Origin of the sequence: Streptomyces sp. NPDC094032, assembly GCF_040303965.1 — a bacterium.
In the GTDB taxonomy this organism is placed as follows: domain Bacteria; phylum Actinomycetota; class Actinomycetes; order Streptomycetales; family Streptomycetaceae; genus Streptomyces.
Map to the genome: position 1 here is coordinate 1 of NZ_JBEOUE010000040.1, position 12919 is coordinate 12919.

The 12919-nt window shown below is 73.9% G+C and carries 15 protein-coding genes; 4 read left to right on the top strand and 11 right to left on the bottom strand.

Translation table 11 applies throughout. The features are described 5' to 3' along the window. Window positions 1–143: 143 nt before the first annotated feature. The 5 genes from der to aroH form a co-directional block, all read right to left on the bottom strand. Complete coding sequence (gene der / locus ABTZ54_RS33590) at window positions 144–1610, bottom strand: ribosome biogenesis GTPase Der (RefSeq protein ID WP_351670932.1); 1467 nt, start codon at window positions 1608–1610, stop codon at window positions 144–146. Between the two features lie 70 nt (window positions 1611–1680). After that, a complete protein-coding gene (locus ABTZ54_RS33595) occupies window positions 1681–2268 on the bottom strand; it encodes a lysophospholipid acyltransferase family protein (protein WP_502997362.1) in 588 nt (195 codons plus the stop codon). 53 nt (window positions 2269–2321) lie between these two features. Beyond that, window positions 2322–2996 (bottom strand): (d)CMP kinase, encoded by a 675-nt coding sequence (gene cmk, locus ABTZ54_RS33600; protein WP_351670938.1) that lies wholly within the window; start codon window positions 2994–2996, stop codon window positions 2322–2324. Window positions 2997–3130: 134 nt separating this feature from the next. Next, the gene (locus ABTZ54_RS33605; protein WP_351670941.1) at window positions 3131–4219 is read right to left on the bottom strand and encodes a prephenate dehydrogenase; all 1089 of its coding nucleotides are present in this window, start codon (window positions 4217–4219) and stop codon (window positions 3131–3133) included. Beyond that, window positions 4216–4578, bottom strand: a complete 363-nt coding sequence (gene aroH, locus ABTZ54_RS33610) for a chorismate mutase (protein ID WP_351670944.1) — start codon at window positions 4576–4578, stop codon at window positions 4216–4218. Before aroH ends, ABTZ54_RS33605 begins: the two co-directional genes overlap by 4 nt. A gap of 122 nt (window positions 4579–4700) precedes the next feature. Between aroH and ABTZ54_RS33615 the strand changes: the two genes are divergently transcribed. The 4 genes from ABTZ54_RS33615 to ABTZ54_RS33630 all read left to right on the top strand — a co-directional run bounded on the left by ABTZ54_RS33615 (window position 4701) and on the right by ABTZ54_RS33630 (window position 6947). Then, window positions 4701–5036 (top strand): DUF952 domain-containing protein, encoded by a 336-nt coding sequence (locus ABTZ54_RS33615; RefSeq protein ID WP_351670947.1) that lies wholly within the window; start codon window positions 4701–4703, stop codon window positions 5034–5036. 153 nt (window positions 5037–5189) lie between these two features. Next, window positions 5190–5789 carry a carbohydrate-binding module family 14 protein gene (locus ABTZ54_RS33620; RefSeq protein WP_351670950.1) on the top strand — a complete coding sequence of 200 codons (600 nt, stop codon included), beginning with the start codon at window positions 5190–5192 and terminating at the stop codon, window positions 5787–5789. Window positions 5790–5860: 71 nt separating this feature from the next. Further along, complete coding sequence (locus tag ABTZ54_RS33625) at window positions 5861–6259, top strand: Rieske (2Fe-2S) protein (RefSeq protein WP_351670953.1); 399 nt, start codon at window positions 5861–5863, stop codon at window positions 6257–6259. 10 nt (window positions 6260–6269) lie between these two features. Further along, the gene (locus ABTZ54_RS33630; protein ID WP_351670956.1) at window positions 6270–6947 is read left to right on the top strand and encodes a nucleotidyltransferase domain-containing protein; all 678 of its coding nucleotides are present in this window, start codon (window positions 6270–6272) and stop codon (window positions 6945–6947) included. A 16-nt stretch (window positions 6948–6963) separates the two neighbouring features. On the opposite strand, the gene ABTZ54_RS33635 is transcribed toward ABTZ54_RS33630, so the two are convergent. The 6 genes from ABTZ54_RS33635 to ABTZ54_RS33660 all read right to left on the bottom strand — a co-directional run bounded on the left by ABTZ54_RS33635 (window position 6964) and on the right by ABTZ54_RS33660 (window position 12889). After that, window positions 6964–7989 carry an ADP-ribosylglycohydrolase family protein gene (locus ABTZ54_RS33635; RefSeq protein ID WP_351670959.1) on the bottom strand — a complete coding sequence of 342 codons (1026 nt, stop codon included), beginning with the start codon at window positions 7987–7989 and terminating at the stop codon, window positions 6964–6966. After that, window positions 7986–8726 (bottom strand): NUDIX hydrolase, encoded by a 741-nt coding sequence (locus tag ABTZ54_RS33640; protein ID WP_351670962.1) that lies wholly within the window; start codon window positions 8724–8726, stop codon window positions 7986–7988. Before ABTZ54_RS33640 ends, ABTZ54_RS33635 begins: the two co-directional genes overlap by 4 nt. After that, complete coding sequence (locus ABTZ54_RS33645) at window positions 8723–9655, bottom strand: AAA family ATPase (RefSeq protein WP_351670965.1); 933 nt, start codon at window positions 9653–9655, stop codon at window positions 8723–8725. The genes ABTZ54_RS33640 and ABTZ54_RS33645 overlap by 4 nt, the downstream gene beginning before the upstream one ends. Window positions 9656–9815: 160 nt before the next feature. Beyond that, on the bottom strand, window positions 9816–11036 hold the full coding sequence (locus ABTZ54_RS33650; RefSeq protein WP_351670967.1) for a pseudouridine synthase: 1221 nt from the start codon (window positions 11034–11036) through the stop codon (window positions 9816–9818). 18 nt (window positions 11037–11054) lie between these two features. Then, a complete protein-coding gene (gene scpB / locus ABTZ54_RS33655; RefSeq protein WP_502997361.1) occupies window positions 11055–11651 on the bottom strand; it encodes an SMC-Scp complex subunit ScpB in 597 nt (198 codons plus the stop codon). Next, window positions 11648–12889, bottom strand: coding sequence for a segregation and condensation protein A (locus ABTZ54_RS33660; protein WP_351670969.1), 1242 nt, complete (start codon window positions 12887–12889; stop codon window positions 11648–11650). The genes scpB and ABTZ54_RS33660 overlap by 4 nt, the downstream gene beginning before the upstream one ends. Window positions 12890–12919: the final 30 nt, after the last annotated feature.

Here is a 12919-nt window from a genome sequence, read left to right on the forward strand (position 1 = left end):
TGTCCTCTCCGCCGGGGGCGCCCGCGGCGCCGCGGGGCCGCCCCCCCCCTGCGCCCCACCCCGGGGGGGGGGGGGGCGGGGGCGCCCCCCCCCCCCCCGGCCCTCCGCCGTTCGTCCCGGTGCGCGGGTGTCCCCGCCCGGTGCTACTGCTTCTTCGAGTTCTTGGCGTTCTTGCCGCGCTTCTCGCGCACCCGCACCGAGATGTGGATCGGGGTGCCCTCGAAGCCGAACTCCTCGCGCAGCCGGCGCTCGACGAAGCGGCGGTAGCCGGCCTCCAGGAAGCCGGAGGCGAAGAGCACGAAGCGCGGCGGCTTGGTGCCGGCCTGCGTGCCGAAGAGGATGCGGGGCTGCTTGCCGCCGCGGATCGGGTGCGGGTGGGCCGCGACGATCTCGCCCAGGAAGGCGTTCAGCCGGCCGGTGGGGACACGGGTCTCCCAGCCGGCGATGGCGGTCTCGATGGCCGGGACCAGCTTGTCCATGTGACGGCCGGTCTTGGCGGAGACGTTGACCCGGGGCGCCCAGGAGACCTGCTGCATCTCGGTCTCGATCTCACGCTCCAGGTAGTAGCGGCGCTCCTCGTCGAGCTCGTCCCACTTGTTGTAGGCGATGACGATCGCGCGGCCCGACTCGACCGCCATCGTGATGATGCGCTGGTCCTGGACGGAGATGTTGTCGGTGGTGTCGATGAGGATGACGGCCACCTCGGCCTTCTCGACGGCGGCGGCCGTGCGCAGAGAGGCGTAGTAGTCCGCGCCCTCCTGGAGGTGCACCTTCTTGCGGATGCCGGCCGTGTCGACGAACTTCCAGGTCTTGCCGCCGAGCACGATCAGCTCGTCGACCGGGTCACGGGTGGTGCCCGCGAGCTCGTTGACGACCACGCGGTCCTCGTTGGCGACCTTGTTGAGCAGGGAGGACTTACCCACGTTGGGCCGCCCGATCAGGGCGATCCGGCGCGGGCCGCCGATGGCGTTGCCGAAGCGCTGCTCGGGGGCCTCGGGCAGGGCCTCCAGGACGGCGTCGAGGAGGTCGCCGGTGCCGCGGCCGTGCAGCGAGGAGACCGGGTAGGGCTCGCCGAGGCCGAGCGACCACAGGGCGGTGGCGTCGGCCTCGCCGGACTGGCCGTCGACCTTGTTGGCGGCAAGGACGACCGGCTTGCCGGAGCGGCGCAGCAGCTTGACGACGGCCTCGTCGGTGTCGGTGGCGCCCACGGTGGCGTCGACGACGAAGAGGCACGCGTCGGAGGCCTCGATGGCGTACTCGGCCTGGGCGGCGACGGAGGCGTCGATGCCGAGGACGTCCTGCTCCCAGCCGCCGGTGTCGACGACCTTGAAGCGGCGGCCGGCCCACTCGGCCTCGTAGGTGACGCGGTCGCGGGTGACGCCCGGCTTGTCCTCGACGACGGCCTCGCGGCGGCCGATGATCCGGTTCACCAGGGTCGACTTGCCGACATTGGGACGGCCGACGACGGCGAGGACGGGGAGCGGGCCGTGCCCGGCCTCCTCGATCGCGCCCTCGACGTCCTCGATGTCGAAGCCCTCTTCGGCGGCGAGCTCCATGAACTCCGCGTACTCGGCGTCGCCAAGTGCCCCGTGGTCGTGCTGGTCGTTCATGAAGTCCGTTCCTTGATCATTCGTGGTCGGTGGGTCCCCGGGCCGCGGGGCCCACTACTGAGAGTGTCGCTCAGCGCCCGGTGAGGCGCCTGGCGTTTTTCAGGTGGTCGGTGAGGCGTTCCTGGATGCGGTAGGTCGCCTCGTCCAGCGCCTTGCGGGTGCGCCGGCCGCTGCCGTCGCCCGCCTCGAAGGCGTCGCCGAAGACGACGTCCACCCGGCTGCGCAGCCGGGGCAGCGCCTTGACCAGCCGTCCGGGCCGGTCGGTGCTGCCGAGGACGGCGACCGGGACGATCGGGGCGCCGCCGCGGACGGCGAAGTAGGCGAGTCCGGAGCGCAGCGAGGCGAAGTCTCCCTCGCCCCGGGTGCCCTCGGGGAAGATCCCGAGGACGCCGCCCTGCTCCAGGACGGCGAGCGCGTTGCCGATGGCGGCGCGGTCGGTGCTGTCCCGGTCGACCTTCAGCTGGCCGATGCCTTCGAGGAAGCTGCCCAGCGGCCCGACGAACGCTTCCTTCTTGATGAGGAAGTGCACGGGCCGCGGGGCGGTGCCCATGAGCATGGGGCCGTCGAGGTTGTGCGCGTGGTTGACGGCGAGGATGACGGGACCGGAGGCCGGTACCCGCCAGGCGCCGAGGACGCGCGGTTTCCAGAGGCCGTACATCAGCCCGATGCCGATGCCCCGGCCGACGGCGGCGCCCCGCTCGGAGGGCTGGGTCACTTCGCGGCCGCCCTCTTCTCGTCCACCAGGGTGACGACGCACTCGATGACCTGGTCGAGGGTGAGCTCGGTGGTGTCGACCTCGACGGCGTCGGCGGCCTTGGCGAGCGGGGAGGTCTTGCGGCTGGAGTCGGCCGCGTCCCGCTTGACCAGGGCTTCCTTGGTGGCGTGCACGTCGGCGCCCTTGACCTCACCGGAGCGCCGGGCGGCGCGGGCCTCGGGGGAGGCGGTGAGGAAGATCTTGAGGTCGGCGTCGGGCAGGACGGTGGTGCCGATGTCCCGGCCCTCGACGACGATGCCCTGCTCGGCACCCCGGGCGATGGACCGCTGGAGCTCCGTGATCAGGGCCCGCACCTCGGGGACGGCGCTGACCGCGCTGACCTTGGAGGTGACCTCCTCGGTACGGATGGGCCCGGCCGCGTCGACGCCGTCGACGGTGATGGTGGGCCTGGCCGGGTCGGTGCCGGAGACGATGACGGGCTTGGCGGCGGCGTTGGCGACCGCGTCGGCGTCCTGGACGTCGACGCCGTTGCTGATCATCCACCAGGTGATCGCGCGGTACTGGGCGCCGGTGTCGAGGTAGCTCAGCCCCAGCTTGGCGGCCACCGCCTTCGAGGTGCTCGACTTGCCCGTGCCGGAGGGGCCGTCGATGGCGACGATCACGGTTTCCACGGTGGGGAACGCCTTCCTGGGTGAGCGGGAGCCCCCGGCGGAGACGCGGGGACCCCCCCAAGGTTACCGAGTCCCCCGCCCCCGTTCGGCCCAGCGGCCCCCGGAACCGGCGCCGGGGCCCCCGGGAGCCCGGCTCAGCCGGTCCGCAGCGCCCAGCCCCGCTCCCGCAGGGCCTCCGCCAGGGCGGAGGCCGACGAGGGCTCGACCATCAGCTGGACCAGGCCGGCCTGCTGGCCGGTCGCGTGCTCGATGCGCACGTCCTCGACGTTGACGCCCGCGCGCCCGGCGTCGGCGAAGATACGGGCCAGCTCGCCCGGCTGGTCGCTGATGAGGACGGCGACCGTCTCGTACGCGGTGGGGGCGGCGCCGTGCTTGCCGGGGACGCGGGCGCGGCCGGCGTTGCCTCGGCGCAGCACGTCCTCGACGCCGGAGGCGCCGGAGCGGCGCTTGGCGTCGTCGCCGGACTCCAGGGCGCGCAGCGCCCGTACCGTCTCGTCCAGGTCGGCGGCCACGCCCGCGAGGACGTCGGCGACGGGGCCCGGGTTGGCGGAGAGGATCTCGACCCACATGCGCGGGTCGGAGGCGGCGATCCGGGTGACGTCGCGGATGCCCTGGCCGCAGAGGCGTACGGCGGTCTCGTCGGCCTCCTCAAGCCGAGCCGCGACCATCGAGGAGACCAGCTGCGGGGTGTGCGAGACGAGCGCGACCGCGCGGTCGTGGGCGTCGGCGTCCATGACGACGGGGACGGCCCGGCAGAGCGCGACGAGCTCCAGGGCGAGGTTGAGGACCTCGGTGTCGGTGTCCCGGCCGGGGGTGAGGACCCAGGGGCGGCCCTCGAAGAGGTCGGCGGTGGCGGCGAGCGGCCCGGAGCGCTCCTTGCCGGACATCGGGTGCGTCCCGATGTACGCGGTGAGGTCGAGGCCCAGCTCCTCCAGCTCCCGCTTGGGGCCGCCCTTGACGCTGGCCACGTCGATGTAGCCGCGCCCGAGCCCGGCGCGCATGGCCTCGGCGAGGGTGCCGGCGACGTGCGCGGGCGGAACGGCGACGACGACGAGGTCCACGGGGCCCTCGGGCGCCTCGTCCGTGCCCGCGCCGAGCGCGGCGGCGGTGCGGGCGCGGGCGGGGTCGTGGTCGCGCAGATGGACGCCGATGCCGCGCCCGGCGAGGGCGAGCGCCGCCGAGGTGCCGATCAGGCCGGTTCCGATGACGAGCGCGGTTCTCACTGGGCGATGTCCTTGCGCAGGGCGGCCGCGGCACCGAGGTACACGTGCGCGATCCGGGACTTGGGCAGATCCGACTCGATGTGCGCGAGGAGCCGTACGACCCTCGGCATCGCACCCTCGATGTCGAGCTCCTGGGCGCAGATCAGGGGGACGTCCACGATGCCGACGCGGCGGGCCGCCGCGGCCGGGAAGTCGCTGTGCAGGTCGGGCGTGGCCGTGAACCAGACGCTGATGAGGTCGTCGGCGGTCAGCCCGTTGCGTTCGAGCACGGCGGCGAGGAGCTCCTCGACCCGCTCGTGCATGTGTCCGGCCTCGTCCCGCTCCAGCTGGACGGCGCCTCGGACCGCTCGTACCGCCACCTCGTACTCCTTACCCGCGCGTCAGTGCTCCGACCAGCCTAGTCAGCCCCTCGGACACGGCGCGGCGGCGCCCGCCCTCCGAGACGGAGCTGCCGCTCCGCCGACGGGGTAGAACTGTCGGCATGCTGCTGCACGTCGTACCCCTGGACGAATGGTCCGCCGATCCCGGCCTCCCCTACGCCCCGCCCTCCCTCGCCGCCGAGGGCTTCGTCCACTGCTCCCCGGACGAGACCGCCGCCCTGGCCATCGCCGACGCCCACTACCGGAGCGCGCCCGGCCCGCTCCTGGTCCTGGTGATCGACCCGTCCCGGCTCTCCGGCGAGGTCCGCTGGGAGGGCTCGGAGGACCTGCTCTTCCCGCATGTGTACGGGCCGATCGAGCGGGCGGCGGTGACCGGCGTCCTGGAGGTGCGGCGGGACGCCGACGGGCGCGCGAGGGAGCTGACGCCCTGGGCCTAGGGCTTCAACACCTTCAACAGGGGTCACCCCTCGCGGGCCTGGAGACCGTCCCGGTCGGGTCGCTTCCATGGATCCCGGTCGCCCGTGCCGTGCCGTCTCCCGCGGCCGGCCGGGCGACCGGACCGGATCCCGCCCTGGAACAGGAGTCTCCTGATGAACCGACGGATCACCCTCGCCCTCGTCTCCGGCGCCGCGCTCTTCGGCGCCGCGCTCGCCGCGCCGGCGGCCTCCGCGGCCCCTGCGGAGGACGCCCCCGCGTGCGTCGACGACGACAACTACGGCAACGGAAGCAACATCAACGGGTTCTTCCGCTGCATGTCCGGACGCGGCGTGGCGATGGACTGCCCCAAGCTGGACCAGGCGGGTAACCGCCTCGCCTTCAACGTCGACAGCCAGGTCTGCGACTGGCCGTGGGTCGTCGGCGCGACGCCCACGAAGGTGACCGCCGGCAACGCCAAGCTCAGAGCGCTGCCGCTGCCGATCGGCATCCAGGGCCTCAACGCCCAGGTCACCGCCGGCACCACCGACCGGCCCGTGATCAACGCCCTCGTCACCTTCACCACCCAGGGCGGCCAGCAGCTCTGCACCGCCCGCACCGACGACTCCGGGCGGGCGACCTGCAACGCGAGCGGGCTGCTCAACACCGTCACCGAGCTGCTCACCGGCTACAAGGCCACCTACGCGGGCGTGCCCGACAACGGCGGCGCCTCGTACAAGGCCTCCTCCGGGTCCGGCACCGTGTCGCTGCTCTGACCCGGCGGGTCCCGGTCGCCCCGGGGCGTGTCGTGGGCGTCGGCGCGGGCGCCCGCGCCAAGCTGAGCGGCATGACCGCTGACGCCCTCCCCCGCCGTACGGCCCTCCTCGCCGGTGCCGCCCTGGTCTCCGGGTGCGGAGGAGGAGGGTCGGGCGGCTCGGGCACGAGCGGAACTCCCTCCCCCACGGCGCTCGCCAGGACCTCCGACATCCCGGTCGGCGGCGGCACCGTCTTCCCGCACGAGAAGGTCGTGGTGACCCAGCCCGTCGCGGGCGAGTTCAAGGCCTTCTCGGCGATCTGCACCCACCAGGGCTGCACGGTGGACAAGGTCGCCGACGGCACGATCGACTGCCCCTGCCACGGCTCGAAGTTCCGCGTCACCGACGGCTCGGTGGCGGCGGGACCGGCGCCCCGCAGGCTCCCCGAGGAGCCCATTAATGTGTCGGCGGGCACCATCACCCTGGCCTAGCCTGGCGCGCATGACGCCCGAAGAGCTGGTCCGCGACCACACGATCTACTCCTGTGTCATGGGGTCGCGCGCGTTCGGTCTGGCGACCGAGGACAGCGACATCGACCGCCGGGGCGTCTATCTGGCCCCGACCCCGCTCTTCTGGCGCTTCGACAAGCCGCCGGCCCATGTGGACGGCCCGGCGGAGGAGCAGTTCAGCTGGGAGCTCGAGCGCTTCTGCGAGCTCGCGCTGCGCAACAACCCCAACGTCCTGGAGTGCCTCCACTCCCCCGTCGTCGAGCACGCCGACGCCACCGGCCGCGAACTGCTCGCGCTGCGCGGCGCGTTCCTGTCCCGGCAGGCGCACACCACCTTCGTCCGCTACGCCGAGGGCCAGTTCCGCAAGCTGGAGGCGGACGTGCGGCAGTACGGCGCCCCGCGCTGGAAGCACGCCATGCATCTGCTGCGCCTGCTGACCAGCTGCCGCGACCTGCTGCGCGCCGGGGAGCTGCGGGTCGACGTGGGCGAGGAGCGCGAGCGCCTGCTCGCGGTGAAGCGGGGCGAGGTGCCCTGGCAGGAGGTCGAGAGCCGGATGGCCCGGCTCCGGGACGAGGCCGACCGGGCCCTGGACAGCAGCCCGCTCCCGGCCGCCCCGGACCGGGCCCGGATCGAGGACTTCCTGGTCGGGGCCCGGAGGTCGGCGCTCTGAGGAGCTCGCCGGCTCGCTAGACGGCGTCCCACAGCGCCCCGAAGGCCAGCAGCTCGTCCCGGTGCTCGATCCGCTCGACCCACTCCCGGGGCCAGGCGTCCGCGCCGAGGTGGGCGCCCGCGAAGGCGCCCGTGAGGCAGGCGATCGAGTCGGAGTCGCCCCGGGTGCAGGCGGCCCGCCGCAGCGCGGTGAGCGGCTCCTCGGGGAAGAGCAGGAAGCAGAGCAGGCCGGTGGCCAGCGCCTCCTCGGCGACCCAGCCGTCACCGGTGTACGTACAGGGGTCGAGCTCCGGGTCGGCGGTGCGCTGCACGGCGTCGAGGCGTTCGAGGACGGCCAGGCACTCGTCCCAGCCGCGCTCGATGAAGTGGCGCGCGGAGGGGTCCTGGGAGCGGGTCCACAGGTCGCCGAGCCAGCGCTCGTCGTACCGGGAGCGGTTCTCGTACGCGTACGAGCGCAGCCGGCCGACGAGTCCCGCGGGGTCCACGCCCTGGGCGAGCAGGTGCACGGCCCGGGCGGTGAGGTCGGAGGCGGCGAGGGCGGTGGGGTGCCCGTGGGTGAGGGCGGACTGGAGCTGGGCGGCGCCCGCCCGCACCTCGTCGGACAGGGCGAGGAGTCCGATCGGGGCGACCCGCATGTTGGCGCCGCAGCCCTTGGAGTGGATCTGGCTGGCGTCCTGCCAGAGCCGGTCGGAGTCGAGGAGCATGCAGGCCTTCATGCACGTGTTGCCGGGGGCCCGGTTGTTCTCCGGCGAGTGGTACCAGTCGACGAACTCGTCCCGTACGGGACGGGCGAGCCGCAGCGGGGCGAGCGGGCCCCGGTCCAGCGCGGTGCGCAGGCCCCGGGCGAGCGCGAGGGTCATCTGGGTGTCGTCCGTGATGTACGACTTGCCGCCCCGTACGGGCTGGGCCATCGTCCGCCACGGCCCGGTCTTCGCCAGGATCGCCGGCACGTCGTTGAACTCGGTGGGAAAGCCCAGCGCGTCACCGAGCGCCAGGCCGAGCATCGTCCCGGTCGCGGGCCGCTTGACGGTGCCTCGTGTCATGCCGTTCGTCCTTCCGGTCGCAGCAGCGGCGGGTGCAGCGCGGTGGCCTCGCCCGCCCGGTAGAGAGCGGCCGGTTTCCCCCGTCCGCCGGTGCGGCGCGGCGGTGCCTCGACGGGCCGGACGAAGCCGGGGGTGGCGAGGACCTTGCGCCGGAAGTTGGGGCGGTCGAGCGGGACGCCCCAGACCGTCTCGTACACCTGCCGCAGCTCGCCGAGGGTGAACTCGGGCGGGCAGAAGGCGGTGGCGAGGCAGGTGTACTCCAGCTTGGCGCCGACGCGTTCGCGGGCGTCGGCGAGGATCCGGTCGTGGTCGAAGGCGAGGCCGCGGGCCGTCTCGTACGGGAGCCAGCGGGCCTGCGCCGCGTCCCCGCCGCCGCGCGGCTCGGGCAGGTCGGGGACGAGCGCGGCGAACGCGACGGAGACCACCCGCATCCGGGGGTCGCGGTCCGGGTCGCTGTAGGTGCGGAGCTGTTCCAGGTGGAGCCGGGCGGCGGTGGCGCCGGACAGGCCGGTCTCCTCGGCGAGCTCGCGGCGGGCGGCCCGCTCGGCGGACTCGTGGGGCAGCACGAAGCCGCCGGGCAGCGCCCAGCTCCCGGCGTAGGGCTCCTGGCCGCGCTCGACGAGCAGGACGTGCAGCCGGCTCTCGCGGACGGTGAGGACGGCGAGGTCGGCGGTGAGCGCGAAGGGCTCGAAGGCGCGGGGGTCGTAGCCCTCCAGGCCCGGGTGGGTGGTGGTCATCGGTGCTCCGGGCGGTACGGGTGGTGGCGGAGCCGCGGGCGTCCGGCGGGCTCGGCGAGCAGGGCGTCCACGGCGGCCACGGCGGCGGCGAGCCGTTCCTCGTGCGGTCCGGTGAGGACGGCGGTGCGGCGCCCGGTGCGGGTGAGCTGGGTGAGCAGCCGCGCGGTGGCCCAGGGCCGCAGCCGGTCGGCGTCCTCGGGGCCGTCGCCCGGAACCGCTATCCCCCGGTGGTCGGTGAGCAGCCACAGGTGGTGGCGGGCGCGGGCGGCGATCTCGCCGGTGTCGGCGCTGCGGGTCCCCACGTACCGCTCGTGGCGGATGGTGACGGTGAAGGCGTCGGTGTCGCAGACGAGGACCGGCGAGCCGTCCCGCGCGCGCTCCTCCTCGCGCTCGGACTGCCCCAGGGCGATGAGGGGGAAGTCCGGGGAGCGCAGGGGCGCGCCGTCGCGGGCCGCGCGGTACTCGGGCGCGTACTCGGGGACGTACCGGGTGCGCGCCCAGACTCCGCCGCGGCCCCGGTAGTGGGCGGCGAGGGCGCGGGCCAGGGTGGTGGTGCCGGTGTGCCCGGCGCCGAGGACGACCACGCGCCGGGTGAGCGCGGCCCGTACGGGCGCCTCCAGGAGGTCCCAGTGGGCGGCGGGGTCGGCGAGGACGTCGCCGGCCGGGGGCCCGGGGGTGAAGACGGCGTCCACCGGCTCGCGGACGGCGCCGAGGGGGTCGTCGCCGGTGGTGCCGGTGACGAGGGCCTCGGGGTGGATCTCCCGCATCCAGGCGACCCGTTCGGCGAGCGGCAGCGGGTCGTCGGGGCAGCCCCGGACGAGGACGGTGAGCCGTTCGCAGCGCGCGTGGGCGGCGCGGACGAGCCGGTGGTGGGCGGCGTGCGGCGGACAGAACGCGTCGAGGACCAGGCCGTGCCCGTATCGCTTCATGCGGTCGCCTCCCCACCCCGTACAGTCAAGAAGCCGGCGTTTAAAAGTCACCCTGACTATAAAGCGGGAGCCGTTCGTATACAAGGACGAAAAACGCACGGAGGCCCGTGACCGCCGGGCGGCGGTCACGGGCCTCGCGTGGATCTGCGGGCGGGCGGTCCTAGAGACCGACCTCCTTCATCAGCATGCCGACCTCGGTGTTGCTCAGACGGCGCAGCCAGCCCGACTTCTGGTCGCCCAGGGCGATCGGGCCGAAGGCGGTGCGGACCAGCTTCTCCACCGGGAAACCGGCCTCGGCGAGCATGCGGCGCACGATGTGCTTGCGGCCCTCGTGCAGCACGACCTCGACCAGGTAGTTCTTGCCGGTCTGCTCGACGACCCGGAAGTGGTCGGCGCGGGCGTAGCCGTCCTCCAGCTGGATGCCGTCCTTCAGCCGCTTGCCGACCTCGCGGGGCAGCGGGCCGGTGATGGCCGCCAGGTAGGTCTTCTTCACGCCGTACTTGGGGTGGGTGAGACGGTGGGCCAGCTCGCCGTGGTTGGTGAGCAGGATGATGCCCTCGGTCTCGGTGTCCAGCCGGCCGACGTGGAAGAGCCGCGTCTCACGGTTGGTGACGTAGTCGCCGAGGCACTGGCGGCCGTCGGGGTCCTCCATGGTGGAGACGACACCGGCCGGCTTGTTCAGCGCGAAGAACAGGAACGACTGGGTGGCGACGGTCAGGCCGTCCACCTTGATCTCGTCCTTCTCCGGGTCGACGCGCTTGCCCTGCTCCAGGACGATCTCGCCGTTCACCTCGACGCGGGCCTGCTCGATGAGCTCCTCGCACGCGCGGCGCGAGCCCATGCCGGCCCGGGCGAGGACCTTCTGCAGACGCTCGCCCTCCTGCTCGGCGCCGGGGAAGGTCTTCGGGGTCCGGACCTCCGGACGGCCCTCGTACCGCTCCCGGTTGCGCTGCTCGATCTTGGCGTCGAGCTCGCGCGAGCGGGCCGGCGCCTGCCGCTGCCCGTGCGGGCCGCGACGCGGCGGGGTGCCGCCCTGGGGGGCCTTCGGGCCGCCCTTGGCGCCGCCGCGGGCCGCGGAGCCGCGCCCCTTGCGGGGGGGCTCGGACGGGCCGCCCACGTCGTAGGAGCGCTCCTCGGGGCGAGGCCGGCGCGGGTTGCTCGGACGCTTGTCGTCGCGCCCGGCGCCGCCACCCTGGTAGCCACCGCCACCCTGGTAACCGCCGCCACCGCCGGAGCCGCTGCCGCCCCGGTAGCCACCGCCGCCACCGCCGGAGCTGCCGCCCCGGTAGCCGCCACCGCTGCTGCCGCCGCGGCCGCCGCTGTTGCCACCACGGCTCCCGCCGTTGTTTCCGCTGCTGTTCCTGCCGCTGCTGCTTCGCATCAATCTTCCGTAGTCTCGTCAGTCTCTGTCTGCGTCCGGGTCTTCGTCCGGATCGAACGACGGAACGCCTTCCAGGGAGTCCGGTTCCACCGCTTCCGCCTCGGGCAGGAAGGGCGCGAGCTCCGGGAGCTCGTCCAGGCCGCGCAGGCCCATCCGCTCCAGGAAGTAGTTCGTCGTCCTGTACAGGATCGCACCTGTTTCGGGTTCCGCGCCCGCCTCCTCCACCAGACCGCGCTGGAGCAGGGTGCGCATCACACCGTCGCAGTTCACCCCTCGGACCGCGGAGACCCGCGACCGGCTGACCGGCTGGCGGTACGCGACGACCGCCAGGGTCTCCAGGGCCGCCTGGGTGAGCCGGGCCTGCTGACCGTCCAGGACGAAGGCCTCGACGGCGGGCGCGTAGGCGGCACGGGTGTAGAAGCGCCAGCCCCCGGCGACCACGCGGAGCTCGAAGCCGCGGCCCTGGGCCGTGTACTCGTCCGCGAGCTCGCGCAGGGCTTCGGCGACCTCCCGGGGGGTCCGGTCGAGGACCTTGGCGAGGTGGTCCTCGGTCGCGGGCTCGTCGACGACCATGAGGACGGCTTCGAGCGCGGGCTTGAGAGCGAGCTCACTCACGGGGCGGCCTCCTGGTCGGCGCGGTCTGCCTGTTCGGCGCGGTCTGCCTGATCTGCCTGATCGAATTCGTCGGTGACCGCTCCCGACAGGTCGCTCGCCCCGCCCGTCCAGGAGACGGTGAGGTCGCCGAGGGCGGTCTCCTGGTCGAGGGCGACGGCCTTCTCCCGGTAGAGCTCGAGCAGCGCGAGGAAGCGCGCGACGACGGTGAGCGTGTCCTCGGCGCCCTCGGCGAGCTCCCGGAAGCTCAGCACCCCGCGCTCGCGCAGCAGGGCGACGACGATCCCCGCCTGCTCGCGGACGCTGACGAGCGGCGCGTGGATGTGGTCGACGTACACCTGCGGCCTGGCCTTCGGCTGCATGGCCTTGACCGCGAGCGCGGCGAAGCCCTCGGCGCCGATGGAGATGACGACCTCGGGCAGCAGCTCGGCGTGGTGCGGCTCCAGACCGACCGTACGGGGGTACCGGCGCCCCTCGCTCTCCCAGCGGTCGGCGAAGATCTCGGCGATCCGCTTGTACGCGCGGTACTGCAGCAGCCGCGCGAACAGCAGGTCCCGCGCCTCCAGGAGCGCCAGGTCCCCCTCGTCCTCCACCTCGGCGACCGGCAGCAGCCGGGCGGCCTTGAGATCGAGCAGCGTGGCGGCGACCACCAGGAACTCGGTCGTCTGATCGAGGTCCCAGTCGGGCCCCATGGCCCGGATGTGTGCCATGAACTCGTCGGTGACCCGCGAGAGCGCGACCTCGGTGACGTCGAGCCGGTGCTTGGAGATGAGCTGCAACAGCAGATCGAACGGCCCCTCGAAGTTGGCGAGCCGCACGGTGAAGCGGCCGTCGCCGGGGGCGGGGGGCTCGGAGGGCGCGGCCGGGGCGCCCTGCGCCTTCGGGAACTCCGCGACCGGCTTCAGCGCGCCGTCGCGCTCGGGAGAGGCCACCGCGAGCCCGTCGGACTCCGGAGACACCTCCGCGAGCCCGTCGCGCTCTGGAGGGGCCACCACGAGCCCGTCGGGCTCCGAAGACACCACCGCGAGCCCGTCACGCTCCGGAGAGGCCACCACGAGCCCGTCGGACTCCGAAGACACCTCCTCAGCGCCCTCGCGCCCCGCAAGCGCCTCCTCAGCGCCCTCGCGCCCCGCAAGCGCCTCCGCCGCGCCCTCCGGCTCCGCCGGCGCCTCCGCGGCGCCGGGTGCCTCGGACGGCCCGTACGCCGCCTCAGGGGCCTCCTCGGCCTCGTACGGCCCCAACGGGCTCTCCTGGCCCCCGGGGCTCCCAGG